The 25693-nt window shown below is 71.1% G+C and carries 22 protein-coding genes; 13 read left to right on the top strand and 9 right to left on the bottom strand.

Features of this window, described 5'->3' with window-relative positions; genetic code table 11:
- Nucleotides 1-25: 25 nt before the first annotated feature.
- On the top strand, nt 26-1285 hold the full coding sequence (locus OG736_RS27980; RefSeq protein WP_327184855.1) for a hypothetical protein: 1260 nt from the start codon (nt 26-28) through the stop codon (nt 1283-1285).
- Between the two features lie 34 nt (nt 1286-1319).
- On the opposite strand, the gene OG736_RS27975 is transcribed toward OG736_RS27980, so the two are convergent.
- Together OG736_RS27975 and OG736_RS27970 are read right to left on the bottom strand one after the other, a co-directional pair.
- Nucleotides 1320-1910 (bottom strand): isochorismatase family protein, encoded by a 591-nt coding sequence (locus tag OG736_RS27975; RefSeq protein WP_327184854.1) that lies wholly within the window; start codon nt 1908-1910, stop codon nt 1320-1322.
- A 92-nt stretch (nt 1911-2002) separates the two neighbouring features.
- Nucleotides 2003-3340, bottom strand: coding sequence for an Nramp family divalent metal transporter (locus OG736_RS27970; RefSeq protein WP_327184853.1), 1338 nt, complete (start codon nt 3338-3340; stop codon nt 2003-2005).
- A gap of 280 nt (nt 3341-3620) precedes the next feature.
- Here OG736_RS27970 and OG736_RS27965 point away from each other — a divergent pair, with 280 nt between their 5' ends.
- Nucleotides 3621-4991, top strand: coding sequence for a M14 family metallopeptidase (locus tag OG736_RS27965; RefSeq protein WP_327184852.1), 1371 nt, complete (start codon nt 3621-3623; stop codon nt 4989-4991).
- A gap of 9 nt (nt 4992-5000) precedes the next feature.
- On the opposite strand, the gene OG736_RS27960 is transcribed toward OG736_RS27965, so the two are convergent.
- The 5 genes from OG736_RS27960 to OG736_RS27940 form a co-directional block, all read right to left on the bottom strand.
- Complete coding sequence (locus OG736_RS27960) at nt 5001-5714, bottom strand: hypothetical protein (RefSeq protein WP_327184851.1); 714 nt, start codon at nt 5712-5714, stop codon at nt 5001-5003.
- A gap of 65 nt (nt 5715-5779) precedes the next feature.
- Nucleotides 5780-7258, bottom strand: coding sequence for a GntP family permease (locus OG736_RS27955; protein ID WP_327184850.1), 1479 nt, complete (start codon nt 7256-7258; stop codon nt 5780-5782).
- Between the two features lie 174 nt (nt 7259-7432).
- Nucleotides 7433-7843: a RidA family protein gene (locus tag OG736_RS27950; protein ID WP_327184849.1), complete on the bottom strand. Its 411-nt coding sequence runs from the start codon at nt 7841-7843 to the stop codon at nt 7433-7435.
- A 7-nt stretch (nt 7844-7850) separates the two neighbouring features.
- Nucleotides 7851-8618: an IclR family transcriptional regulator gene (locus tag OG736_RS27945; protein WP_020128061.1), complete on the bottom strand. Its 768-nt coding sequence runs from the start codon at nt 8616-8618 to the stop codon at nt 7851-7853.
- Nucleotides 8615-9661 carry a sugar kinase gene (locus OG736_RS27940; protein ID WP_327184848.1) on the bottom strand — a complete coding sequence of 349 codons (1047 nt, stop codon included), beginning with the start codon at nt 9659-9661 and terminating at the stop codon, nt 8615-8617. The genes OG736_RS27945 and OG736_RS27940 overlap by 4 nt, the downstream gene beginning before the upstream one ends.
- Nucleotides 9662-9794: 133 nt before the next feature.
- Between OG736_RS27940 and OG736_RS27935 the strand changes: the two genes are divergently transcribed.
- Together OG736_RS27935 and OG736_RS27930 are read left to right on the top strand one after the other, a co-directional pair.
- Entirely contained in the window at nt 9795-11069 is a 1275-nt protein-coding gene (locus tag OG736_RS27935; protein WP_327184847.1) for an amino acid deaminase, read from the top strand.
- 11 nt (nt 11070-11080) lie between these two features.
- The gene (locus tag OG736_RS27930) at nt 11081-12706 is read left to right on the top strand and encodes an N-acyl-D-amino-acid deacylase family protein (protein ID WP_327184846.1); all 1626 of its coding nucleotides are present in this window, start codon (nt 11081-11083) and stop codon (nt 12704-12706) included.
- A gap of 27 nt (nt 12707-12733) precedes the next feature.
- Here the strand turns inward: OG736_RS27930 and OG736_RS27925 are convergent, their stop codons facing one another.
- Nucleotides 12734-13630 carry a S1 family peptidase gene (locus tag OG736_RS27925; RefSeq protein ID WP_327184845.1) on the bottom strand — a complete coding sequence of 299 codons (897 nt, stop codon included), beginning with the start codon at nt 13628-13630 and terminating at the stop codon, nt 12734-12736.
- A 271-nt stretch (nt 13631-13901) separates the two neighbouring features.
- Between OG736_RS27925 and OG736_RS27920 the strand changes: the two genes are divergently transcribed.
- The 3 genes from OG736_RS27920 to OG736_RS27910 are packed head-to-tail and all read left to right on the top strand — an operon-like array spanning nt 13902 to nt 18440.
- Entirely contained in the window at nt 13902-14723 is an 822-nt protein-coding gene (locus tag OG736_RS27920; protein ID WP_327184844.1) for an FAD binding domain-containing protein, read from the top strand.
- Nucleotides 14724-14745: 22 nt separating this feature from the next.
- Nucleotides 14746-17472 (top strand): molybdopterin-dependent oxidoreductase, encoded by a 2727-nt coding sequence (locus OG736_RS27915; protein ID WP_327184843.1) that lies wholly within the window; start codon nt 14746-14748, stop codon nt 17470-17472.
- Nucleotides 17469-18440 carry an antibiotic biosynthesis monooxygenase gene (locus OG736_RS27910; protein ID WP_327184842.1) on the top strand — a complete coding sequence of 324 codons (972 nt, stop codon included), beginning with the start codon at nt 17469-17471 and terminating at the stop codon, nt 18438-18440. Before OG736_RS27915 ends, OG736_RS27910 begins: the two co-directional genes overlap by 4 nt.
- Nucleotides 18441-18499: 59 nt before the next feature.
- Here the strand turns inward: OG736_RS27910 and OG736_RS27905 are convergent, their stop codons facing one another.
- Complete coding sequence (locus OG736_RS27905; protein WP_327184841.1) at nt 18500-19117, bottom strand: hypothetical protein; 618 nt, start codon at nt 19115-19117, stop codon at nt 18500-18502.
- A gap of 124 nt (nt 19118-19241) precedes the next feature.
- On the opposite strand from OG736_RS27905, the gene OG736_RS27900 reads away from it, so the two are divergent.
- The 6 genes from OG736_RS27900 (at nt 19242) to OG736_RS27875 (ending at nt 25566) form a co-directional block, all read left to right on the top strand.
- Nucleotides 19242-20453 carry a pyridoxal phosphate-dependent aminotransferase gene (locus OG736_RS27900; protein ID WP_020128071.1) on the top strand — a complete coding sequence of 404 codons (1212 nt, stop codon included), beginning with the start codon at nt 19242-19244 and terminating at the stop codon, nt 20451-20453.
- Nucleotides 20454-20531: 78 nt separating this feature from the next.
- On the top strand, nt 20532-20972 hold the full coding sequence (locus OG736_RS27895) for an SCO4983 family protein (protein ID WP_327184840.1): 441 nt from the start codon (nt 20532-20534) through the stop codon (nt 20970-20972).
- Between the two features lie 208 nt (nt 20973-21180).
- On the top strand, nt 21181-22245 hold the full coding sequence (locus OG736_RS27890; protein ID WP_327184839.1) for a substrate-binding domain-containing protein: 1065 nt from the start codon (nt 21181-21183) through the stop codon (nt 22243-22245).
- Nucleotides 22246-22257: 12 nt separating this feature from the next.
- Nucleotides 22258-23430, top strand: a complete 1173-nt coding sequence (locus OG736_RS27885; RefSeq protein WP_327184838.1) for a toxic anion resistance protein — start codon at nt 22258-22260, stop codon at nt 23428-23430.
- Nucleotides 23427-24962 carry a substrate-binding and vWA domain-containing protein gene (locus OG736_RS27880; RefSeq protein WP_327184837.1) on the top strand — a complete coding sequence of 512 codons (1536 nt, stop codon included), beginning with the start codon at nt 23427-23429 and terminating at the stop codon, nt 24960-24962. The genes OG736_RS27885 and OG736_RS27880 overlap by 4 nt, the downstream gene beginning before the upstream one ends.
- Complete coding sequence (locus OG736_RS27875; protein WP_327184836.1) at nt 24949-25566, top strand: hypothetical protein; 618 nt, start codon at nt 24949-24951, stop codon at nt 25564-25566. The genes OG736_RS27880 and OG736_RS27875 overlap by 14 nt, the downstream gene beginning before the upstream one ends.
- The last annotated feature ends 127 nt before the right edge of the window (nt 25567-25693 follow it).

The following is a 25693-nucleotide window of genomic DNA, read 5'->3' as shown; positions in this document are numbered from 1 at the left end:
CTCTCGCCGAAAGCGGTGGTTCACCATGCCCGTCGACCAGTACAGCGACCCCTTCGAGGAGCAGCTCTCCGTCGCCCTGCGGGAGGCCGGCGGCGCCTTCGACAGCCCCGCCGCGCTCGCCGCCGCCGGGCGGGCCCGGGGTGACCGGATGCGGCTGCGGCGCAGGACCGCGATCGCGGGGGGAGCGGCGAGCCTCGCCCTGGTGGGGGTGGGCGGGGCGCTGCTCGCGCCCTGGGGCGGCAAGCCGGCGTCCCTGCCGTCCTCCGTCGCCGCGTCCGGCAGCAGCGGTGCCAAGTCGGTCTACTCCCCCGACGACATGATCCGCACCCTCCAGCAGCTTCTCCCCGACGGCGAGTTCAGCAGGACGGACGCGCGGGGCACGGGCGAGGAGCGGCCACCGCTGGCGGTGGGCGTGTTCGACGACGGCAAGGGCAAGGGGTCCATCTCCGTGGGCCTGGGCCGGATCCCGGCGGACGCGGGTGAGATCGATCCGTCCACCGCCGTGATGCCCTGCCCGGACGCAGAGGAGACTCACCTCGACAGCTGCAAGACCGAGGTCCTGTCCGACAGGTCCGCGATCACCGTCTACCAGGGCTACGAGTATCCCGACCACCGCGAGAACCTCAAGTCGTGGGGCGCGGACCTGGTCACCCCGGCCGGGCACCATGTGAGCGTCATCGAGTGGAACGCCGCCGCGGAGAAGGGCGAGCCCGTCAGCCGCCCCGAACCGCCCTTGACGACAGGCCAGTTGAAGAAGCTGGCCGCGGCCTCGGAGTGGCGCCGGATCGCCGACGCCATCCCCGGGGAGGAGAAGAAGCCGGTCTCCCCGTCGGGCTCGTCCGCCCGGCCCGCGGAGATGGCCGGCTGGCTGATCCTGCGCAAGCTCGCTCTCCTGCTGCCCAAGGACCTGGACCGCGTCAAGAACGGCAGCCAGGAGACCGGGTACGGCTACTTCGTCGTCGACGACGGCAAGGGCGCGAGCCTGGTCCAGGTCAACGTGCAGCCCAACATGTCCGACGTGGCCGGCTCGCTGTACGGCTCCGGTGCCGAGACCCTCGCCGACGGCACGCGTGTCTCGGTGAAGCAGGGGCCGGGCGAGAAGGGCGGTGCGGGGGTCGTGATGTGGACCGTGGACACCCTGCGCAAGGACGGTCTGCGGGTGGTCGTCAGCGCCTTCAACGCCGCCGAGCAGGACCAGGCCGCGACCCGCGCGAAGCCCGCCCTCACGATCGAGCAGCTGCGGGCCGTCGCGCTCAGCCCCCGGTGGACGGCCACCGAGGACTGACGGACGGAGACCGCGAATGGACTGGCCCTCGGGTTCAGGCTCGGACGCCCGCCAGCAGGTCGAGGATCTCCCGCGTCGTGCCCGGCTCGCCGATCAGCGGGAACAGGTACGACACCCGGTGGTGGTGCGCGTCCTCGTCGATGTCGGTCATCGCGTCGACCGCGAACGTGACGTGGTAGCCGTGCTCGTGGGCGGCGCGGGCGGTCGACTCGACGCCGAGACTGGTCGCGATGCCGGCGAGGACGATCTGGGTTACTCCCCGGCGACGCAGCTGAAGGTCGAGGTCGGTGGCGTGGAAGGCGCCCCAGGCCCGCTTGGTGACCAGGATGTCGCTTTCGTGGCCGGTCAGCGGTTCGGCGATCGGGCCGAGGTCGTAGGGGCGGGAGCGGCCGCCGGCCAGCCGCGCCGCCTCGCTGCGGCCGGGCACCGCGTCGGCGCCGTCGGGCGAGGTGGACATGCGGACCAGGACGACGGGGGCGCCCGCGGCGCGGAAGGCGTCGGCGAGTTCGGCGGCCCGGGCCACCACGTCCGCCGCCGGGTACGGCACGGTGGGGGCGGCGAGCGTGCCGGCCTGGAGGTCGATCAGCACGAGCGCGGTCTTGTCGTCCAGCACGGTCACAGCCACGGCGACGGCACCTCTCCTAGGGGGTCAGCAGCCTAGGAGAGATGCTTGCGAAACTCAAGCTTGAGTTACGCAACCTCGAGCCGCGGTGATCATCAGAAGAACTCCGACCACGGCTGGTCCCAGACCTGCTTGACGCACAGCACCAGGAACAGCAGGCCGGCCAGCACCAGCATCGCGTTGCTCAGCGGTCCGTTGCGCCACTCGCCGGGCGTGCGGGAGGAGTTGAGCAGCCACAGCAGCGTCCCGGCCAGGAACGGCAGGAAGGCCGCGCCCAGCACGCCGTACAGGATGATCAGACGGAACGGCTCGCCCTGGAAGAGCAGCACGATCGGCGGGAAGGTCAGCCACAGCAGATACGCGCGGAAGGGCCAGGAGCGTTCCCGCTCGCCGGAGGCGACCTCCGCCCCGCTCGCGTCGCCGCGGCCGCGGTAACGGGCCACGAAGTCGGCGAACATCAGGCTCACGCCGTGCCACACGCCGATCAGGGAGGTGAAGGAGGTGGCGAAGAATCCGATCAGGAAGAACTTGGCGGTCGCCGTGCCGTACTCCGCCTCCAGGATGTCGCTCAGCTGGATGAGCCCCTTGTCGCCGCTCGCGATCGCCACGTTCGCGGAGTGCAGCAGCTCCGCGCCGACGAAGAGCATCGCGACGACGAAGATGCCGGTGGTGATGTACGCGACCCGGTTGTCGAGCCGCATGACCTTCATCCAGCCCGTGTTCGTCCAGCCCTTGGCGTTGACCCAGTAGCCGTACGCGGCGAGGGTGATGGTGCCGCCGACGCCGCCGATCAGGCCGAGGGTGTTGAGGACGGAGTCCTTCTCGTCCGGCAGGACCGGGAGGAGGCCCGCGAAGGCGTCGCCGAGGTTGGGGGTGACCCGGATCGCCAGATACACCGTCACCACGAACATGACGCCCACCAGGACCGTCATGACCTTCTCGAAGACGGCGTACTTGTTGAACCAGACGAACACCAGGCCCACCAGACCGCAGGCGATGGCCCACGACTCGAGGTCCATCACGTCCGGGAACAGCGCCTGGAGCGGCAGCGCGCTCGACGACATCGCCGCCGCGCCGTAGACGAAGCCCCAGACGACCACGTAGACGACGAAGAACCACGTCGTCCAGCGGCCGAGGCTCGCCCAGCCGTCGAAGAGGGTGCGGCCGGTGGAGAGGTGCCAGCGGCCGGCCGCCTCGGCGAGGGAGATCTTGACCAGGCAGCCGACGACCGCCGCCCAGAGCAGGGTGTAGCCGAAGTTGCTGCCGGCGATGAGCGTGGCCACCAGGTCGCCGGCGCCGACGCCGGTCGCGGCGACGACGATGCCGGGGCCGATGTACTTCCAACTGGATCTGCGGGGGATGGTGTTGTCGATGCCGGATGGTGCCTCGGTGTGTGTGGAGTTTCCCGTGGGGGGTCCCGTGGTGTCCGCCATGGAGGTCAAGAAAACCCAAAGAGGCCGCTCCGGCAAGGGTGCGTGCGGGATCTCCACCCGATGTGCTCACACTCCGGTCAAACCCGGGATCCCGGCCGACCGGCGCGGGCGCGGATAAACTGCGCGGCCGGCCGCTCGTCGCATTCCGCATGATTTCGGCCAGCGGCCCTTTGTCGTCTCTTGACCTGCTCATGCCATGCCTCGACGATGAGCGGCACCGCACCGCCGCACACAGCAAGCGCACAGCCCCCCACAACCCGGCTCCCCACAAGGAGAGTTCATGCGACTTCGCATTCGCGGCTCAGGCGCCGGCGCCACAAGCGCCCGCAGCGGCAGACGGACCGCCGTCCTCGCCGCACTGCTCGCCCTCGCTCTCGCCGCACCGGTCTCGGCGACGGTCACCGACGCGGCGGCGGGCAGCGCACCGAAGGCGGCCCCCTCCGCCGACGACATCCGCCAGTACGAGATCCACGTCCACCACAGCACCCCCCAGATGCGCACTGCGATCGCCGCGTCCGGGGTGAGCGTCGACGAGGCCGACGAGGAGACCGTCGTGGTCTCCGGCCGCGCGGACCAGGTGAGGAAGCTGCGCGCGCAGGGGTACGAGGTGTCCCTGCTGGGCTCGGCACCCGACCGGGTCGCCGAGGACGAGGTACGGCTCTTCGACTTCCCGACCGCCGACTCGAAGTACCACAACTACGCCGAGATGACGACGGAGATCGACCAGCGCATCGCCGCCTACCCGGGCATCATGAGCAAGCGGGTCATCGGCAAGTCGTACCAGGGCCGGGACATCGTGGCCATCAAGATCAGCGACAACGTCGCCACCGACGAGGCCGAGCCGGAGGTGCTGTTCACCCACCACCAGCACGCCCGCGAGCACCTCACCGTCGAGATGGCGCTGTACCTGATCCGCGAGCTGGGCGCCGGCTACGGCTCCGACTCCCGCGTCACCAGCATGGTCAACGGCCGCGAGATCTGGATCGTCCCCGACCTCAACCCGGACGGCGGCGAGTACGACATCGCCTCCGGCTCCTACCGCTCGTGGCGCAAGAACCGGCAGCCCAACTCCGGTAGCTCGTACGTCGGTACGGACCTCAACCGGAACTGGAACTACAGGTTCGGCTGCTGTGGCGGCTCTTCGGGGTCCACGTCCTCCGAGACCTACCGGGGCGCGGCCGCCGAGTCCGCGCCCGAGGTGAAGGTCGTCGCCGACTTCGTGCGCAGCCGGATCGTGGGCGGGAAGCAGCAGATCACCGCCGGGGTCGACTTCCACACGTACAGCCAGCTGGTGCTGTGGCCGTTCGGCTACACCACCGCGGACACGGCGACCGGGATGACCGCGGACGACAACGCCGCGTTCAAGGCCGTCGGGCAGAAGATGGCCGCGAGCAACGGGTACACCCCCGAGCAGTCGAGCGACCTGTACATCACCGACGGGTCGATCGACGACTATCTCTGGGGCACGCAGAAGATCTTCTCGTACACCTTCGAGATGTACCCGTCGTCGGCCTCCGGAGGGGGGTTCTACCCGCCCGACGAGATCATCGAGCGGGAGACCTCCCGTAACCGGGACGCGGTGCTTCAGCTTCTCGAGAACGCGGACTGCATGTACCGGTCCATCGGGAAACAGTCCCAGTACTGCGTCTAGGTACTGCGTCTAGTCGACGGCCTTGGCGCCGGCGTCCTTGACCTCGTTGTCCTCGGCCTCGGCGGCCTTGGTCCCGGTGTCCTCGGCGTCGGCGTCGCCGTCGGAGTCGGCGGCGTCGGAGTCGGCGGCGTCGGAGTCGGCGGCGTCGACCTCGACGACCTCGTCTTCGGCGCCCGCTTCCGCTTCGGCTTCCCCGTCCTCGAAGTAGGCGTCGAGGACCGCGTCCAGTTGCTCCTCCCACTCCTTGAAGCGGGACCTGGCCGTCGCCTCGATCTCGATTGGGTACCAGCGGCGGTCAGGGGTGTGCACCGTGATGGTGAACCGCTTGCCGAAGCGCGGTGCCTCGGTCTCGACCGCGCCGATCTCGTCCCAGCGGAACTCGCACGACTCCTCGTCGAGGCGGAGCCGGACGCCCTTGGCGTCGGCGGCGATCCGCGCACGGCGGTCGGAGGCCTCGAAGACGGGGCCCTCGACGGACTCGGCGGAGTCGTCCGGTTCCTCGGACCCGTCGGACGGGTCCGGCTCCGCCGCCCCGTCCGGGCGCTCCGGCGCCGCTGACTCCCCCTTCCCCGCCTCGGGCTCGACGGCGTCGACGCCGTCGTCCTCGGCCGGCCTCGTGTCCTCCGGCTCCGCGGTCACGGGCGACGTGAGCCCGGGGATGAATGCCGGGTCGAACCCGGCGCCCTCCAGGGGCTGGCTGCTCGAACCTATGCGCTGCTCCACAGCGGGCAGTATGGTCGAAGATCCTGTGCCGGACACAGTCAGCCCCTGACTTCGTTACCGGAGTCCTACACGAAGAGGCTCATTCCGGCCGCCATCACGAACCCGGCCACCGACAGCACCGTCTCCAGCACGGTCCACGTCCTGAGGGTGTCGCGCTCGCTGATGCCGAAGTACTTGGCCACCATCCAGAATCCGCCGTCGTTGACGTGCGAGGCGAAGATCGAGCCCGCCGAGATCGCCATGATGACGAGGGCCACGAAGGCCTGCGAGTGGTCCCCCGCGGCGAGCAGCGGCGCCACGATGCCCGCCGTCGTCACGATCGCCACCGTCGCCGAGCCCTGGGCGACGCGCAGCACCACCGAGATCAGGTAGGAGAGGACGATCACCGGCAGACCCACGTCGTTGAAGGTGTCCGACAGGGCCTGGGCCACCCCGCTCGCCTTCAGGACGGCCCCGAAGATACCGCCCGCGCCGACCACCAGCAGGATGTTGCCGACCGGCTTCAGCGAGGCCGTCGAGACCGTCTCCAGCGACTTGCGGGACCAGCCGCGCCGGATGCCGAGCAGGTAGTAGGCGAGGAGCAGGGCGATGGTCAGCGCCACGAAGGGGCTGCCGAAGAACTCGATCACCGAGCGGAAGGTGGACGGGTCCAGGGCGATCGAGGAGAACGTGGCGGCGAGGATCAGCACCAGCGGCGTACCGATGATGCCGAGGACCGTGCCGAGCGGCACCGGGTCCTCGCGCGGTACGACGCCCTGCGCCCGCTGCTCCTCGACGACGGCCCGCTTCGCCTCCGCCGCCGCCTCGACCATGTCCTGCGGCACGGCGACGAAGATGCGGCGGCCGATCCACGCCGAGAACACCCAGGCCGCCAGCACCGCGGGGAGACCGCAGACGACCCCCATGAGGACGACCCAGCCGAGGTCGACGTGCAGCAGGCCGGCGGCCGCGACCGGGCCCGGGTGCGGGGGCAGGAACGCGTGGGTCATCGACAGACCCGCGAGCAGCGGAAGGCAGTACAGCAGGATCGACCTGCCGCCCCGCTTGGCGGCCGCGTAGACGATCGGCGCCAGCACGAAGATGCCGACGTCGAAGAAGACCGGGATGCCGAAGATCAGGCCGGTCAGGCCCATCGCGAGGGGTGCTCGCCGCTCGCCGAACACACCGAGCAGCCGGGACGCCAACACCTCGGCGCCACCGCTGACTTCGAGGACCGCGCCGAGCATCGTGCCCAGCCCGATGATGATCGCGACATGGCCGAGGATGCCGCCCATCCCGGACTCGATGGTGGAGACGGCGTCCGAACGCTGCACGGTGCCGAAGAGTTCGGTCACGGACAGGCCGGCCAGCAGACCGACGGCTATGGAGACCGCGAGGAGGGCCACGAAGGGCTGGATCCTGACCTTGATGATCAGGAAGAGGAGCAGGGCGATGCCGAGGGCGGCGACCGTCAGCAGGCCCGCCGTGCCGTCGATCAGGAGAAGCAGTCCGCCGGTGTGGGGTGGGGCCTCGGCGGGGGTGGATGCCGCGAGCGGGAGGGGCATTCGGGGGTCCTCTGCTGGGGTTCACGGTGCTTTCGGGCAGGGGGTGTCGCGGCACGGCGTCCCCTGCGAACGGGGACACCGTGCCGTGAGGCGTTACGGCGTGCGAAAGTTGACGGAGCATCGGACGGACCGGACCGGACGGTCGGGTCGGTCGGTCGGTCGGCGCCGGGTGCGTCAGCCGAGGACGGCGAGGGCGTCGATCTCGACCAGGAGCCCGGCCGGAAGGCCGACGTAGACCGTCGTCCGGGCCGCGGGCGGGGCGGTGAGGGGCTGCTCCCCGAAGTACGCGTTGTAGAGCTCGTTGAACTCGGCGAAGTGCGCCGTGTCCGTCAGGTAGACGCGGATCATCATCACGTCGTCCCAGCTCGCACCGCCCTCCTCGAGGATCGCCTTGACGTTGGCGAGGGTCTGGAGGGCCTGTTCGCGCAGGGTGGGGCCCGCGGGCGTCGGGGGCTTGCCCTCCTCGGCGGGCAGGAAGCCGACCTGGCCCGCGACCTGGAGGATGTTGCCCTTCTTCACCCCGTGCGAGAACTTCGCGGGCGGGGTGGTGTGGGTCTTGGGGGTGAGGGCGGTCTTCTCGGTCATGCCGGGCTCATTCCTTCGGGGCTTCCTTGATCGGGGTTCTGCCGGAGTACTCGCCGCTGATCGCGTCCGCCGTGCGGCGAACCAGCGGGAGCAGGGTGAGGAGTTCGTCGGCGGTGACGACGACGTTCGGCGCGGAGACCGACATCGCGGCGACCACCCGGCCGTCGGCGCCCCGGATCGGCGCGGCGGCACAGTTGATGGACTCCTCGTGACCACCGAGGTCGGTGGCCCAGCCCTGTTCGCGCACCTTTTCCAGCTCGCGCAGGAAAGCGGGGGCGTTGGGGGTCGAACGGGCCGTGTAGAGGGGGTAGTCGAGCTTCTCGGCGATCACCCGTCGTTCGGGCTCGGGCAGGTCGGCGAGGAGCAGCTTGGCGACGGCGGCGACCGTGATGGCGACGGGCTTGCCGATCCGCGAGTACATGCGCACCGGGTAGCGGCTCTCCACCTTGTCGATGTAGAGGACCTCGCCCTCCTCGTACACGGCGAGGTGCACGGTGTGCCCGCAGGTCTCGTTGAGACGGGCGAGGTGCGGATGCGCGATCTCACGGATGTCGAGGTTCTCCATCGCCTCCTGGGCGAGGGCGAAGAGGCGGGCGCCCAGGCGGTAGCGCTGGTCGGACTGGCGGTAGACGAGGCCGTGCTCGTGCAGGGTGCGCAACAGCCGCAGGGCCGTCGATTTGTGCACGCCGAGGCGGTCGGCGACCTGTCCGAGGTCGGCGGGGCCCTCGGCGAGCAGCGGCAGGATGCTCAGTGCTCGGTCGACGGTCTGGCTCATGGGGTGGGTACCTCCTCGTCGGCCCGGTCTTCGGCGTGCGTCCAGCCGGGGCCGAGTCGAAGTCTCCCCCACGCGGCGTCGTCGAGGGCCGCGAGCCGGTCGGCGTGGTCGCGGGAAGGCGGCACGGCCAGGTCACCGGGGACGGTGAGGGCGGCGGCGGCCATCAGGTGCCCGTGCCGGAGGCGGTCGCGCACGGGCAGCCCGCGCAGGGTGGCGGAGAGGAACCCGGCGGCGAAGGCGTCCCCGGCGCCGACGGCGGCGACGACGTCGACGTGCGGGGCGGGGACGTGCAGGACGCGCCCCCGGTCGAAGACGGTCGCCCCGAGCGCCCCCTGTTTGACGACGAGCACCTCGGGGTCGGGGAACGCGGTCCTTACGGCGTCGACGCCGTCCAGGCCCCACACCTCGGCCGCCTCGTCCTCGCCCACGAACACCAGGTCGGCGCCGCGGGCCAGTTCGAGGAGGACCCGGGGGCTGTTGCCGTCCGTCCACAGCCGGGGCCGGTGGTTGACGTCGAAGGAGACGAGGGGCCGGCCGCCGGGCCGGGGGGCCGTCAGTTCCCGCAGCAGGCCGAGGCAGTCCGCGGAGAGGGCCGCGGTGATCCCGGTGAGGTGCAGCACCCGGCCGGCCCGTACGGCGTCGAGGCCGACGGTGTCGACGGACATCGCGGAGGCCGCCGACCCGGCCCGGTAGTAGGCGACCTCGTGCGCGTCGGTGGCCCGGTCGCCGGCGGTGCGGAAGTAGACGCCGGTCGGTCGGGCGGGATCGCGCCGTACGGAGGTCACGTCGACCCCGTAGGAGCCGATGGTCTCGACGAGATGGTCGCCGAACCCGTCCGCCCCCACCCGGCTGACCCAGCGCACCGTGTGTCCGGCCGCCGCCAGCGCGCAGGCCACGTTGGACTCGGCGCCGCCGATGCCCCGGTCGAAGGAGGGAACGTCGGCGAGGCGACCGGGCCGGGAGGGCAGGAAGGTGACCATGGACTCGCCGAGCGCGACGACGTCCACGGCGTCGGGGGCGTTGCAGGGTCCGGTGGCGGTCACGATCGTCTTGGCTCCCCGTACTGGTGAGGGTCGGCGGCTCCGTTGACCCCGTGTGGCCGAGATGTTAGACAGCAGTAAGCGATATACGCAATGGACGTTGCAGCTTGCGCAACGCTCCTGATCAGGAGGTTCCATGAGTACCGAGGCACTCGAGGCGCTCGCCCGACTGGCCGGGGAACGCGTCGACCACCGCTTCAAGGGCCTCCCGCCGGACGCCGACGGCCTCACCGTCGGCGAGCTGGCCGCCCAGCGCCGCAACCTCTTCAACGGCGGCTTCGCGACTCCCGTGCTGGCCCTCTCCGCCGAGCGCCTCGAACACAACCTCGCCCTCATGGAGACCTACGCGACCCGCCACGGGCTCGCCTTCGCCCCGCACGGCAAGACCTCCATGGCCCCGCAGCTCTTCCAGCGCCAGGTCGACCGCGGCGCCTGGGGCATCACCCTCGCGGTCCCGCACCAGGTGCGGGTGGCCCGGGCCTACGGCGTCCAGCGGGTCTTCCTCGCCAACGAACTGGTGGACCCGGCGGCCCTGCGCTGGATCTCCGCACAGCTCGACGCCGACCCCGCCTTCCACCTCGTCTGCTACGTCGACTCGGTGCGCGGGGTCGAGCTGATGGACACCGCCCTGCGCGGCGCGCGGCGCCCCCTGGACGTCGTCGTCGAACTGGCCGCGGGCGAGGGTGCCCGCACCGGGGTCCGTACGGAGACGGAGTGCGCGGCGGTCGCGGACGCGGTGGCCGCCGCGCCGACCCTGCGGCTGGTCGGGGTCGCGGGCTACGAGGGCGAGGTCCCGCGGGCCGACCCGGAGCGGGTGCGGGCCTGGCTGCACCGCCTGGTCGCCCTCGCCGTCGACTTCGACGAGGCGGGACGGTTCGCGGGCGCCGAGGAGATCGTGGTCAGCGCGGGCGGCAGCGCCTGGTTCGACACGGTCGCCGAGGTCTTCGCCGGGATCCCCGGCCTCTCCCTGCCGGTGCTGAAGCTGCTGCGCTCCGGCGCGTACGTCTCGCACGACGACGGCCACTACCGCAGGCTGACCCCGTTCAACCGGGTCCCCGAGGAGGGCGCGCTGGAGCCCGCGTTCCGGCTGTGGACCCAGGTCGTCTCCCGCCCCGCCCCCGACCAGGCCTTCGTCAACGCGGGCAAGCGGGACGCGGCCTACGACCTGGACCTGCCGTTCGCCCAGGTGATCCGCCGCGACGGCACGGAACGCCCCGCCACCGGTGTCTCGGTGACCGCGCTCTCCGACCAGCACGCCTGGCTGCGCACCGACGCCGAGGCGGACCTCGAGGTCGGTGACTGGGTCGGCCTGGGCCTCTCCCACCCGTGCACGTCCTTCGACAAGTGGCCGCTGATCCCGCTGGCCGAGGCGGACGGCACCGTCGTCGACTACATCCGCACGTTCTTCTAGGGAGTGGCAACGTGGAAGACCTCGTCATCCGGGACGCGGACGTCGTCGACGGCACCGGCGCGGACTCCTACCGCGCGGACGTCACGATCGACGACGGCAGGATCGTCTCGATCGTGAAGGAGGCGGCGGCCGCCGGCTGCCAGCGTCCGAAGGCGGTACGGGAGCTGGACGCGGAGGGGCTGGTCCTCTCCCCCGGCTTCATCGACATGCACGCCCACAGCGACCTCGCCCTGCTGCGCGACCCCGACCACAGCGCGAAGGCCGCGCAGGGCGTCACCCTCGAAGTCCTCGGCCAGGACGGGCTGTCGTACGCCCCGGTCGACGATCGCACCCTCGAAGGGGTCCGCCGGGCCATCACCGGCTGGAACGGTCACGGCGACGACCTCGACTTCGACTGGCGTTCGGTGGGCGAGTACCTGGACCGCCTCGACCACGGTTTCGAGGGCCGGGGCATCGCCGTCAACGCGGCCTATCTCGTACCCCAGGGCACGGTCCGCGCCCTGGTCGTCGGCTGGGAGGACCGCCCGGCCACCGACCGGGAGCTGGACCGGATGCGCCGGCTGGTCGCGGAGGGGCTGGAACAGGGCGCCGTCGGCCTGTCCTCCGGGCTGACGTACACGCCCGGCATGTACGCGCGAGGCGCCGAACTGACCGAACTGTGCCGGGTGGTGGCCGGGTACGGCGGCTACTACTGCCCCCACCACCGCAGTTACGGGGCCGGCGCGCTGGAGGCGTACGCGGAGATGATCGAGCTGACCCGCGAGGCGGGCTGCCCGCTGCACCTCGCCCACGCCACCATGAACTTCGGCGTGAACGAGGGCCGCGCCCCGGAACTCCTGACCCTCCTGGACAAGGCCCTGGCCTCCGGCGCCGACATCACTCTCGACACCTACCCCTACACCCCCGGCTGCACGACTCTCGCGGCCCTGCTGCCCAGTTGGGCGAGCGAGGGCGGCCCGCCGGAGATCCTGCGCCGCCTCGCGGACGACGACACGGCCGCCCGCATCCGCCACGACCTGGAGGTGACCGGCGCGGACGGCTGCCACGGGGTGCCGGTCGACTGGGACACGATCGAGATCTCGGGCGTGGGCGACGAACGGCTGGCGGACCACGTGGGGCGCACGGTCCACGCGTCGGCGCTCCTGCGCGGCGAGGAACCCTGGACGACGGCCCGCCGCCTGCTCCTCGAGGACCGGCTGGCGCCCACGATCCTCCAGCACGTGGGCCACGAGGAGAACGTCCGCACGATCATGCGCCACCGCGTCCACACGGGCGGCTCGGACGGCGTCCTGACGGGCGCCAAGCCGCATCCGCGGGCGTACGGCACGTTCCCGCGCTACCTCGGCCACTACGTACGGGAGTCGGGGATCCTGTCCCTGGAGGAGTGCGTGGCCCACCTGACCGGCCGCCCGGCGGCCCGCCTGCGCCTGCCGGACCGGGGCCTGGTCCGCGAGGGCCACCGCGCCGACCTGGTGCTCTTCGACCCGCGGACCGTGGCGGCGGGCTCCACCTACGAAGCCCCGCGCACCCTGCCCACCGGCATCCCCCACGTCCTGATCGACGGCCGCTTCGTCATCGAGGACGGCCGGCGCACGGACGTACTGGCGGGGCGGGCGGTCCGTCGCAGTCCCGTGTGACGGAACGCCGCGCCCGGTGGCCGGGCCCTACGGCTTGGGCAGGGTGCAGGCGGTCGCGCTCAGGTTGAGCTGGTTGCCGGTCGTGAAGCAGGCCGGGATCAGGTAGGTCTCCTGGGCGTAGTTGATGCCCTGGCGGACGGTGACGTTGCCGCTCGCGTCGACCTCACAGGGGTTGTTCTCCGTGCAGCGCGCGCCGTCCTCGTTGCCGGTGTTGTTGACGGCGACGACCTTGCCGGTGGACTGGTCGATCACCGGCGAGCCGGAGGTGCCGCCGATGGTCTGGCAGGCGGAGGTGTAACGGACCGAGTCCTTCCAGGTCCAGTCGCCCTCCTTCAGGCGGTACACGAACCCGTCGATGTTGCAGCTGTAGAGCCGCTTCCAGTAGCCGGACGCCACGGTGATGGCGGTGCCGGCGGTCGGGTGGGTGTCCTGCACGGTCAGCGCGGAGATCCCGTACGAGTTCTTGATCGTGGCGTACGTGCTGGTGAGCTGGTAGATCGAGACGTCCGTGTCGGTCATCGTCCCGTAGGCCAGCTTGCTGGCGCGCAGGGTCGCGACCCGCGTGCCGGCGGAGTTGAGCAGGCCGAAGGTGCGGCTGGAGGCCTGGTTGACGAGCACCTCGCCGGGCTCCGGGAAGCCGGTCGACAGGCAGTGGCCGTTGGAGAGCACCAGCGCCGGGTCGGTGTCCAGGGAGTTCGGGAAGCGGACGACGGAGCCGGAACAGTTGCTGAGCGCGACGGTCCCGGCGAGGTTGACGGCCTGGAGTGTCGGCGCGGCGGCGACCTTGGTGTCCGCGGAGGCCGAGGCGGCGGAGGCGGCGGAGGCCGTCGCGGGCTTCGCGCTCACCGGCGCGGCGACCGCGGGTGCCGCACCCGCCCCGGCGATGGCCAGGGCGAAGAGCACGGCAACGAGAGGCTTTCTCATGTGGGGGTCCCCTCTTACGACAGGGCGACCGGAGATCTTCCGGCCGCCCACTGATTTGTCATGCGCATTGTTAGTGCCGGAGGAGGGGAGAGCAAGGGTCGGCTTTCGGCCAGGCGACAGCCGGGCAGCAGGGGGTCGCGCCTGCCCGCCGAAGCCCTGACGTCGCAGGGTCGGCCCGCACGGGGATATCCTTGAAAGGACTCTCCGTGCCCATCGCGCCCCGTCGACAGTGCCCGAACCACGCCCGTCGCCGTGAGGGAGATCGACTCCCATGGACCTCAACACCATCACCGAGATCGTCCGGCGACCGTCCGGCCGGCCCGGCACGGAGTGGCGCGAAGGCGATGCCTGGCTCGCGGGCGGAACCTGGCTGTTCTCCGCCGAACAGCCGGATCTGCGCCGTCTGGTCGACCTGACGGCGCTGCACTGGGACCCGCTGGTCGCGAGCGACGCGGGCCTCGAGATCGGCGCCACGTGCACCATCCGTGACCTGTACGCCTTCACGCCACCAGGTGACTGGATCGCGGGACCCCTCATCGCGCGCGGTTGCGAGGCCCTGCTGTCCTCGTTCAAGGTCTGGAACGCGGCGACGGTCGGCGGGAACATCTGCCTGTCCCTGCCCGCCGGGCCGATGATCACGCTGACGGTCGCGCTCGAGGCGCGCTACGACCTGTGGGCTCCCGACGGGTCCACCCGCGTCGTCGACGCCCTGGAGTTCGTGACCGGGGACCACCGCAACGTGCTCGCTCCCGGCGAGATCCTGCGGCGCGTCGTGATTCCGGCGCGCGCCCTGAGGAAGCGCGCCGCCCACCGCCGCTTCACCCTGACCCGCCTCGGCCGTTCGACGGTGTTCCTGATCGGCACCCGGACCCCCGGGACGGACGACCTGCTGCTCACCGTCACGGCGGGCACCACACGGCCGGTGCGCATGGCGTTCGACGGCCCGCCCGACGCCCGGACCCTGCGGCAGAGCATCGACGCCGTCCCCGCCGACGTCTGGTTCGCCGATCCCAACGGGACCCCCGGCCATCGTCGCCATCTGACAAGGCACTTCGCCGAGGAGATTCGTCGCGAACTCACGGCTGGGACCTGACAACCCATGGTTGGGGCCTGACATGACCTACCTCGTGAACGGCAGGAGCTTCCACGAAGAACCCGAACCCGGCCAGTGTCTGCGCACGTTCCTGCGCGCGCTCGGCCACCACGGCGTCAAGAAGGGCTGCGACGCGGGCGATTGCGGCGCCTGCACGGTGTGGCTGGACGGCGATCCGGTGCACAGCTGCATCACCCCCGCCTTCCGCGCGGACGGCCGCGAGGTGACAACCATCGAGGGCCTGGGGTCACCCGGCGACCTGCATCCGATGCAACGGCGCTTCCGGGACGCCCCGGGGTTCCAGTGCGGTTTCTGTACCGCGGGGATGATCATGACCTCGGCGACCTTCACCGACGCCCAGAAGGCCGACCTGCCCCGGGCGCTGAAGGGCAACCTCTGCCGCTGCACCGGCTATCGGGCGATCGAGGACGCGGTGAACGGCGTGGTCGGCGTGGAGAGCGCCGCGCCGGGCAAGGCCGTCGGAAGGAGCGTCGGGGCGCCTGCCGCCGAGGACGTGGTGACCGGCCGCGCCGAGTTCACGATGGACACCCGCCTGGACGGCATGCTGCACCTCAAGGTGCTGCACTCACCGCACGCGCACGCCCGGATCGTCTCGATCGACAAGAGCGCCGCCCTCGCGGTTCCCGGGGTGCGCCGGGTGTACACCTGGCAGGACGTGCCGCGCAGACGCTTCACCACGGCGATCCACACCGACCATCTCGTCGATCCGGACGACACCCGCATCCTGGACGACACGGTCCGCTTCGTCGGCCAACGCGTCGTCGCGGTGCTGGCCGACACCGTCGGGGCGGCGGAGGAGGGCTGCCGCAGGACGGTCGTGGAGTACGAGGTGCTCCCGGCCGTGTTCGAGCCGCTGGAGGCGATGACGGAGGGGGCACCGCAACTGCACGGCTCGGACGACCCGTTCGTCCGCGATCCCGTCCACAACATCCTGCTCGAACTGCACACACACATCGGTGACGTGGACGCGGGGTTCGCCGAAGCCGACGTGATCCACGAGGGCACCTACTTCTCGCCCCGCGTGCAGCACGCGCATCTGGAGACCCACGGCTCGATCGCCTGGATGGAGAACGGCCGGCTGAACGTCCGCACCAGCTCGCAGTCGCCGTCGATCGCGAAGGTCAAGCTCGCCCATCTGTTCGCGCTGCGCCCCGACCGGCTCCGGGTGTTCTGCAAGCGCGTCGGTGGCGGCTTCGGCGGCAAGCAGGAGGTGATCTCGGAGGATCTGGCGGCGCTCGCCACCCTGGACACCGGGCGACCCGTCTGCTTCGAGTACACCCGTGAGGAGGAGTTCACCACGGCCTCGCCACGGCACCCGATGACGTTGACGGTCAGGCTCGGCGCGAAGGCGGACGGCACCCTCACGGCGTTCCAGATCCGCAATGTGTCGAACACGGGCGCCTACGGCAACCACGGCGGCGAGACGCTGTACGCGGGCGGCTCCGCCGTCATGATCTACCGCTGCCCCAACAAGAGGTACGACGCGTTCTCGGTCTACACCAACACCGTGCCGAGCGGAGCGCTGCGCGGCTACGGGATGACACAGCCGGCGTTCGCCGTGGAGTCGGCGATGGACGAACTGGCGCGCGCGTTGCACATCGATCCGCTCGAGCTGCGACGCCGGAACATCGTGCGGCCGGGTGATCCGCTCGTCGCCCTGCACGACGGCCCCGACGACGTGGCGTTCAGCGAGGACTCCCTCACGAAGTGCATCGACCTGGTGGAGGGCGCGCTGGCCCGGACCGCCGACCAGCCGTCCCCCGGCCCGGACTGGCTGGTGGGTACCGGCGTCGCGAGTTCGCTGCACGAGACCGCGCCCCCGACCGAGCACGTCTCCGAGGCCTGGGTGACGCTGCGGGACGACCTCGTCTACGAACTGGCCGTCGGGACGGTCGAGTTCGGCGAGGGCACGTCGACCGCGCATGTCCAGATCGCGGCGGGGCAGCTGGGTACGACACCGGCGCGGATTCACCTGGTGCAGTCCGACACCGACCGCACGGGGTTCGACACCGGCGCCTTCGCCAGTGCGGGGCTGTTCGTGTCGGGCAACGCGGTCCTGCGGGCGGCCGACGCGGTACGCGACCGCATCCTCGAATACGCCGCCACGTACACCGGCGTCCACCTCGTGCTGTGCTCGATGGACGACGAGGAGGTGGTCTGCGGGGACCGGCGGGTGCCGCTGGCCGAGCTCGTCGCGTCGGCCCGGGCGCGCGGCATCCGGTTCACCGCCGCCCGCAAGGCCTACGGCTCGCCCCGGAGCGTCACCTCCAACACGCAGGGGTTCCGGATCGCCGTCCACCGGGTGACGGGGGAGATCCGCGTCCTGCACAGCGTCCACGCGGCGGACGCCGCCGTGGTCATCAACCCCGCCCAGGTCCGCGGACAGATAGAGGGCGGTGTCGCTCAGGGGATCGGATTCGCGCTGACCGAGAACCATCACGTCGACGACGACGGCGTCATGGTGAACCCGAACTTCCGCAACTACCGCATCCCCACCTTCGCCGATGTTCCGCGCACCGAAGTGCTCCTGGTGGCCTCGACGGATTCCGTCGGCCCCCTGCGGTCGAAAGGGATGGCGGAGTGCTGCATCAACCCGGTGGCCCCGGCGCTGGCGAACGCCCTGCATGACGCCACGGGCGTCCGCTTCCGCTCGCTGCCGCTGACTCCGGAGCGGATCTACAGCCGGCTGATCGAGAAGCAGTCGGTGCCGACGGGCCCGGGCTCATGAGCACCGACCAGCACCAGGACGCGGCGGCGACCGCGATCATCGGCCAGAAGGTGCTGTCCAGATTCGAACAACAATACGAGTCATGGCAACGAAACGTGAACGCCGCCGCCGCCGACTACCCCGGATATCTGGGCGTCGAGGTATCCCGGCCGACGGAGCTCCAGCCCGAATGGGTCGTCGTCTACCGGTTCGACTCGGTGGCCCATCTCCAGGCGTGGATCAACAGCGCGACGAGACAGCGCCTCCTGGCGATCGGCGACACGTACCTGGACGGCCCGGGAACGCAGCAGGTCGTCAGCGGCGGCAGCCGGCCGGCGGATCCACTGGTGACGGTCGTGATCACGCACCATGTCGATCCCGCCCATGTGGACGACTTCCTCGCATGGCAGCGGCGTATGAGCCACGAGGAGGGGAAGTTCGAGGGATTCCGCGGGACCGAGCTGTTCCGTCCGGTCGAAGGCGTCCAGGCCGACTGGACCACCATGTACCGGTTCGACAATGCCGAGCATCTCGACGCCTGGCTGACGTCACCGAGGCGGCAGGAGCTGCTCGCCGAGGGCGCGAAGTTCAACGACTTCAGACTGCGCACGATCGACAACTCGTTCGGCAGCTGGTTCGCCTTCGACGAGAACGGCAAGGAGGCGCCACCGCCCTCGGAGACGAAGACCTCCCTCGCCGTCTGGGTCGGCTTGTACCCGACCGTCGTGCTGCTGACCCTCGCCCTGTCGCCGCTGGGCATGCCGTTCTGGCTCGGGCTGCTCGTGGGCAACCTGCTGTCGAGCTTCCTGATGAGCTTCCTCACCATGCCGCACTACGTGAACCGGCTCCTCGGGCGCTGGCTGCGGCCGCCCCCGGACGAACCGGCGGCGCGGACCAACCTCGTCGGCCTCGGCATCGTCGCCGGGCTGATGGCGTTCTGGGTCGCGGTCTTCTACCTCGTGACGACCCAGATCTGGACGCTGCCCTGAGCGATCACGGGCATGCCGGCGGAGCGGGCGGTCCGGCGCGGCCCCGGTGAGCGCCCCGCCTACCTGCCCCCCTTGTCCCGACCCCGGCCCTTCCCGGGATTGCCCTTCCCGGACCCGGACGCCGAGGCGGAGGGCGCGACGCTCGCCGCCCCGCTCGCGGCGGCTTCGCCCGACGACCCGGCCGAGGGCGCCTCGGACGCCGTGACCCCCGAGGACGGCACCGGAGCGACCGAGGCGGACGGCGTCGGCTCCACGGACCCGGCGGAGCCGCTCGCGGCCGGAGCCGGCCCGTCCGACGGGCTCACCGCGTCGTCCGGCGCCGAGCGCGTGCCCCCCTGCCTGCCCCGCTGATCACCGGCCGGATCCCCGGAGAAGGACATCCCCGCCACCACCGCGGCCAGCGCCACCGCTCCGACCGCCCCGGCGGCGGCCAGCACGCGGCGCGAAGGCCGGCCGGCCTTCCGGCGCGCGGCGCGCCGACGGTCCCCGCGGCCGCCCGGCTCCCCCTCCGGAGGGCGCGCCCGAGGCAGCTCGGCGGTCTCGTCGTACGCGTTCTCCCACCCATGGGCGGCCGCCGGATCGGCGTACCGCTCGTACGAGGCCGGATCGGTCTCGGCGTACGGGTGGTACACGATCGGCCGTACCGGAGGAACGCCGCTCTCACCTGGCCTGAACATGCCGCGGATTGTAGGGACAGGAGTGACTCCTGGGACAGCTACCGGCGATAACGACCCAAACCACCCGTCTCACGTGGCGGGAAACACGCCCCCGGAAGCGTTACCGGGCCGTAAGCTCCCAGACATGCAGGTGATCCAGTCGACCAAGCTCGCCAACGTCTGTTACGAGATCCGGGGCCCGGTTCTCGAGGAGGCGATGCGCCTGGAAGCGGCTGGTCACCGCATCCTCAAGCTGAACACCGGCAACCCGGCCGCCTTCGGCTTCGACTGTCCGCCGGAGATCCTGGAGGACATCCTCCGCAACGTCTCGACGGCACACGGCTACGGCGACGCGAAGGGTCTGCTGGCCGCGCGCAGGGCCGTGGTGATGCACAACCAGACACTCGGCATCGAGACGGACGTCGAGCACGTCTTCATCGGCAACGGTGTGTCCGAACTGATCGTCATGGCGATGCAGGGGCTGCTGGACGACGGGGACGAGGTCCTCGTACCGGCCCCCGACTACCCGCTGTGGACCGCCGCCGTCTCGCTCTCCGGCGGCACCGCCGTGCACTACCGGTGCGACGAGCAGTCGGACTGGATGCCGGACCTCGCCGACGTCGAGCGCAAGATCACCGACCGCACCAAGGCGATCGTCATCATCAACCCGAACAACCCGACGGGCGCGGTGTACGACGAGGCGATGATCCGGGGGCTGACGGACATCGCGCGCCGCCACAACCTCCTGGTCTGCTCGGACGAGATCTACGACAAGATCCTCTACGACGGCGCCACGCACACCCCGACCGCCAAGGTCGCCCCGGACCTGCTCACCCTCACCTTCAACGGCATGTCGAAGGCGTACCGGGTGGCCGGCTACCGGGTCGGCTGGATGGCGATCTCCGGTCCGCGCGCGCACGCCGACTCCTACATCGAGGGTCTGACGATCCTGGCGAACATGCGCCTGTGCGCGAACATGCCGGGGCAGCACGGGGTGGTGGCCGCGCTCAGCGGGCGCCAGACGATCAAGGACCTGGTGCTGCCGGGCGGGCGGCTCAAGGAGCAGGTGGACACGGCGTACGAGCTGCTGACGCAGATCCCGGGCGTGACATGCGTCCGCCCGAAGGGGGCGCTGTACCTCTTCCCGCGGCTGGATCCCACCGTCTTCAAGATCAAGGACGACCGGCAGATGGTCCTGGACCTGCTGCGCCAGGAGAAGATCATGGTCGTCCAGGGCACCGGCTTCAACTGGCCGGAGCCTGACCACTTCCGGGTCGTCACCCTGCCGACGGCGACGGATCTGCGAGACGCGGTGGGCCGGATCGCCCGCTTCCTGGACGGCTACAGCCAGCCGTAGCGGCGGTTCTATGGACGACTCAACTTTAGACGAGATCTAAGCTAGGATGGTTTCCTGACAGCACAGGAGGCCATCCTCATGTACGAGCCGATCCGCACCCCCGCTTCCCGTGGGTCCGCCCACACCACGATGGCCGGCAAGCCCTCGGACTTCCCCCACCGCTCCCGCGAGGAGGAGCTGGACATCCAGCTCGCAGCGCATCTCGCGGCGCTGCTCGCCGTCACCGACGAGCTCCGCGCGGCGGCACCGTCCGCCGACCTGGACACCGCGACCGCACGGCTCGCGCAGCAGGTGACCCGGTTGCGGGGCGGGCGGACGCCGGTCCGCTCCACCCTCGCCGCCGACCCGGCGGAACCGCACCTCACGGTCCTGCACGAGCGGGCGCACGCCCTGGCGGGCCGCGCCCTCCTCGTCGCCGCGTCCCGCGCGGACACCGCGGCGGCGATCCTGGCGGCCCAGCGCATGGACGCGCACGCCGCCGCCCTGGTGGAGAACAAGGAACTGAGCACCGCCGGCTGAACCCCCTCCCGGGCCCGTCCCGGGAGCTCCCCTCCGGGGACCCTGAACGGCCCCGGTCCGCGTGCACCCGCAGCGACGCGCGGACCGGGCGCCATTTTTTTCGCCCTGGTCGGAACCTCCCCTTCCTGTTGCGTTCCGGGTCACCCCCTTCACCCCCCGTTCACCCGGAGCACCCGGGAACGTGGGGTTCCGCGAGCACGCTCCCCCTGTGAGACGAATCGCAGGAATCGTCCTCGCGGTACTGCTGATGGCGGGTGTGGTGGTCGCCGTCGTCGCGGGCCGCAGTGATGAGGACAAGGGCACGGCAACGAAGACCGTGCGGATGGTGATCGGGTCGGAGAAGGCGGAGTTCTTCGCCGATCCGGACGTGGTGAAGGCCCTCGCCGCCAGGGGCTACACCGTCGAGGCCGAGACCTCCGGGTCCTGGGCCATGGAGGGGCTGGACCTCAAGGGGTACGACCTGGCCTTCCCCTCCAGCCAGGCGCCCGCCATCGAGCTGGCCGCGAAGTACAAGGTGCGGGGGACCCTCCCGCGCCCCTTCTACTCGCCCCTCGTCGTCGTGGCGCACAAGAACGCCGCCGGGGTACTCGCGGGCAACGGCCTGGCCACGCTGGACGCCGAACACCGCGGCACGCTGAAGATGGCCCGCTACCTCGACGCGGCCCGCGCCGACCGGACCTGGCAGCAGCTCGAGGGGGCCGAGAAGTACGGGGAGTTGACCGGCACCCTCTACCTGTCCAGCACCGACCCGGAGACCTCCAGCTCCGGCGCCCTCTACCTGGCCGCCGCGTCCTACGTGGCAGGCGGCGGCAAGGTGGTCGCGAGCGACGCGGAGGTCGAGCGCACGGCGCCCCTGCTGCACAAGCTGGTCAGCGTCCAGGGCGCCCAGCAGTCCAGCACGGACGCGGCCTTCCGGGACTTCGTCAGCGGCGCCGGCAACCCGCTCGTCCTGGTCTACGAGTCGCAGGTCGCCTCGCTCCTGGCCGACGGGCAGCAGCCGGACGACCTCGTGGTGCTCTACCCGGACACCACCGTCAACAGCGACCACACCGCCGTACCGCTCACCGAGGACGGCCGTGCACTCGCCCGGCTCCTCTCCACCGAGCCGGAGTTGCGCAGGCTGGAGATCCGGCACGGGTTCCGTCCGCAGGGCGTCACCGCCGAGTTCGCCTCGGCCACCACCTACCTCAAGCAGGAACTGACCGGCGTCCGCCAGGCGCCCGTGCCCACCTCCACGGTGCTGCACGAGCTGGCGCGACGGGCGCGCGGATAGGGGGAACAGCACATGACCGACGACAGCACCTTCACCCTCACGCCGCCCGATGCCGTCGCCGCCGTGCCGCGCGAGAAGGCCGGCGGGCTCGTGCCCGTCGACGACTCCGTCGTCACGGCCATGGCGACCAAGGCCGCCGCGTACGTCGAGGGGCTCGCCGCGCTCGACGCCCGCTCGCCCGAGTTCGCCGGCAAGGTCGGCGAGATCACCGCGCTCGGCGCCGGTGAGATGCGCACGGCCGCCGCGCAGTCCAACCGCATGCTGGAGCGGACCATCAGGAGCCTGCCGGACAAGGGCGGGGACGCCCAGTCGCAGGTCGCGGGCTCGCTCGTCGAACTCCGGCGCGTGGTCGAGGACCTGGACCCGCGTGACCTGCCGGCGTCCAAGGGGCGCAAGTTCCTGTCCCGGCTGCCCGGCGGGAACAAGCTGCGCGACCACGTCGCCAAGTACGCCTCCGCGCAGGGCACGCTCAACCGGATCGTGGGCTCGCTGCGCGGCGGCCAGGACGAACTGCGGCGCGACAACGCCGCGTTGCAGACCGAGCGCGTCCGGCTCTGGGAGACGATGGGCAAGCTCCAGGAGTACGTGGTACTGACCGACGCCCTCGACTCGGCGGTCGGGCAGCGGATCGCCGGCGCCGAGGCCACCGACCCCGAGCGGGCCGACAGCCTGCGCGCCGACGTCCTCTTCCCGGTCCGGCAGAAGCACCAGGACCTGCTCACCCAGCTCGCGGTCTGCGCGCAGGGCTACCTCGCCATGGACGTCGTACGCCGCAACAACGACGAGCTGATCAAGGGCGTCGACCGAGCGGCCACGACCACGGTCTCGGCGCTGCGCATCTCCGTGATGCTGGCCTCCGCGCTGGACCACCAGAAGAAGGTCATCGAGCAGGTCAACGCGCTGCGCGGCACCACCGAGGACCTCATCCGGGGCAACGCGGAGATGCTGGCGACCCAGAGCGGGGAGATCCAGCGCATCGCCGCCGACCCGGCGGTCGGCGCCGAGACCCTGCGCTCCGCCTTCCAGCAGATCTACCGCACCCTCGACGCCATCGACACCTACAAGGTGCAGGCCACCGAGGCGATGGCGGTGACCGTGGAGAACCTGACGGCCGAACTCCAGCAGGCGAGCACCTATCTGGACCGCAGCCGCTCGCGGGGCGCCCTGGAAGGCGGGCTCGCATGAGACGTCCGCTCCTCGCCCTGACGGCCCTCGCCCTCCTGCTGACCGCGTGCTCGGCGAAGAGCGAGGCCGAGGACCCCGACGCGCCCGAGCCGGGCACCCTGCGGATCCTCGCCTCCAGCGAGCTGAGCGACATGGCACCGGTGCTCGAACAGGTCCGCAAGGACACCGGCGTCAAGGTCAGGCCGACCTACATGGGCACCCTGGACGCCGTGAACCTGCTGGCGAAGGGCGGCACCGACGGGAAGTACGACGCCCTGTGGCTGTCCTCCGACGACTATCTGCGGCTGCGCCCCGACGCGGCGAAGAAGGTCGTCTCGGAGACGCCGATCATGTCGAGCCCGGTGGCCCTCGGGGTGAAGACCGGCACCCTCGCCACCCTCGGCTGGAAGGCCGACCAGGTCACCTGGACACAGATCGAGCAGGCGGTGCGGGACGGGAAGCTCACCTACGGCATGACCGACCCGGCCCGCTCCAACTCCGGCTTCGCCACGCTGATCTCGGTCGCCTCGGCGCTCTCGGGAGCCCAGTCGGCGCTCACCGACGCCGACGTCACCGCGGCGACGCCGAGGCTGAAGGAGTTCTTCGCGGGGCAGCAGCTGACCTCGGGGTCCTCGGGCTGGCTGGCGAGCGCGTACACCCGGCGCGGTGACGTCGACGCGCTGCTCAACTACGAGTCCGTGCTGAAGGGCGTCCCGGGGCTGACCGTGATCCGTCCCACGGACGGTGTCGTCACCGCCGACTACCCGCTCTCCTCCCTCGCCGCGACCGACGCGACGACCCGCAAAGACGTCAAGCGGGTCACCGACGCCCTGCGCACCGAGGCCGTCCAGCGGCTGATCACCACCAGGACGCACCGCCGCCCGGTCGTCGCCTCCGTACCGCCCGCGGCCGGTCTCGACACCACCCGCCGGCGCGAACTGCCCTTCCCCGGCAGCCGTTCCGTCGCCGACGGGCTGCTCGACGCCTACGAGAACGAGCTGCGCCGCCCGTCGCGGACCGTGTACGTCCTCGACACCTCCGGCTCGATGGAGGGCGACCGGCTGAGCCGGCTGAAGGCCGCCCTCGCCGACCTCACCGGAGACTTCCGCGACCGCGAGGAGGTGACGCTGATGCCGTTCGGGTCGGACGTGAAGAGCGTCGCCACGCATGTCGTCAGCCCCGCCGACCCGCAGACCGGACTGGCCGCGATCCGCGAGGACACCGAGGAGCTCACGGCCGACGGCGAGACCGCGATCTACACCTCGCTGGAGAAGGCCTACGACCATCTGGGCACCGACCGGGACGCCTTCACCTCCATCGTGCTGATGACGGACGGCGAGAACACCAAGGGCGACGACGCCGACGACTTCGACGCCTTCTACCGGGACGACCTCACCCCGGCCGGAAAGCGGATCCCCGTCTTCCCCATCCTCTTCGGCGACTCCGACCGCTCGGAACTGGAGCACATCGCCGAGCTGACCGGCGGCCGGCTCTTCGACGCGCAGCAGGGCTCGCTGGACGGCGCCTTCGAGGAGATCCGTGGCTACCAGTAGGTTCGTCGGGTACCTGGAGTCCCGCAAGAACATCGCGGGCAGCGCGGCCGGCCTGGCCGGACTGGTGCTGACCTTCACGGGGGCGGCGGGCGTGTACTGGCCCGTCGTGGTGGTCGGTCTGTACGGCGCGGGTGCGCTGCTCGCCCCGCCGGAGCGCCCGCCGCTGCCCGACTTCCCGGATCCGTCGGCCCAGTTGGACGCGTTGCGCGACGACTTCGAGCGGCTCGGCGGGTATCTCGCGGAGATCGAGCTGCCGCCGGCCGCCGCCGGCCGCCTCACCGAACTCACCGGCCTGCTGGCCGCGCTGCTGGAGCCCGGCTGGGTCGCCGAGGTCCTCGCCCAGGACCCGGAGGGCGTCCACGCGCTCTCCCGGGCCGTACGGCAGGACCTGCCCGAGGCCGTCGACAGCTTCGTACGGACGCGCTGGTGGACGCGGATGGCCCCCGGCCAGGAACCACCGGAGCGGCACCTGGAGCGCCAGCTGACGCTTCTCCAGGAGGAGGCCGAGCGGCTGACTGCCGGGCTCAGGGAGATCGAGGCGCGCCGCCAGGAGACGCACACGCGGTACCTGCAGGACCGTTCGCCCGACCAGCGCCCCACATAGGCGAAGGCCTGTCGTCGTCTCCGCGTCGGGGCGGACGGGGAGACGACGACAGGCCCATGGCCACGTACGCCGTTGTACGCGGCTCGCCGCATCGCACCGCGGCCGGCCGTGACGATCACTGGTCAGG

This window comes from Streptomyces sp. NBC_01334 (assembly GCF_035983595.1).
Taxonomy (GTDB): domain Bacteria; phylum Actinomycetota; class Actinomycetes; order Streptomycetales; family Streptomycetaceae; genus Streptomyces; species Streptomyces coriariae.
The sequence above is the reverse complement of the archived record's forward strand: the minus strand, read 5'-3'. Positions and strand labels throughout refer to the sequence as shown.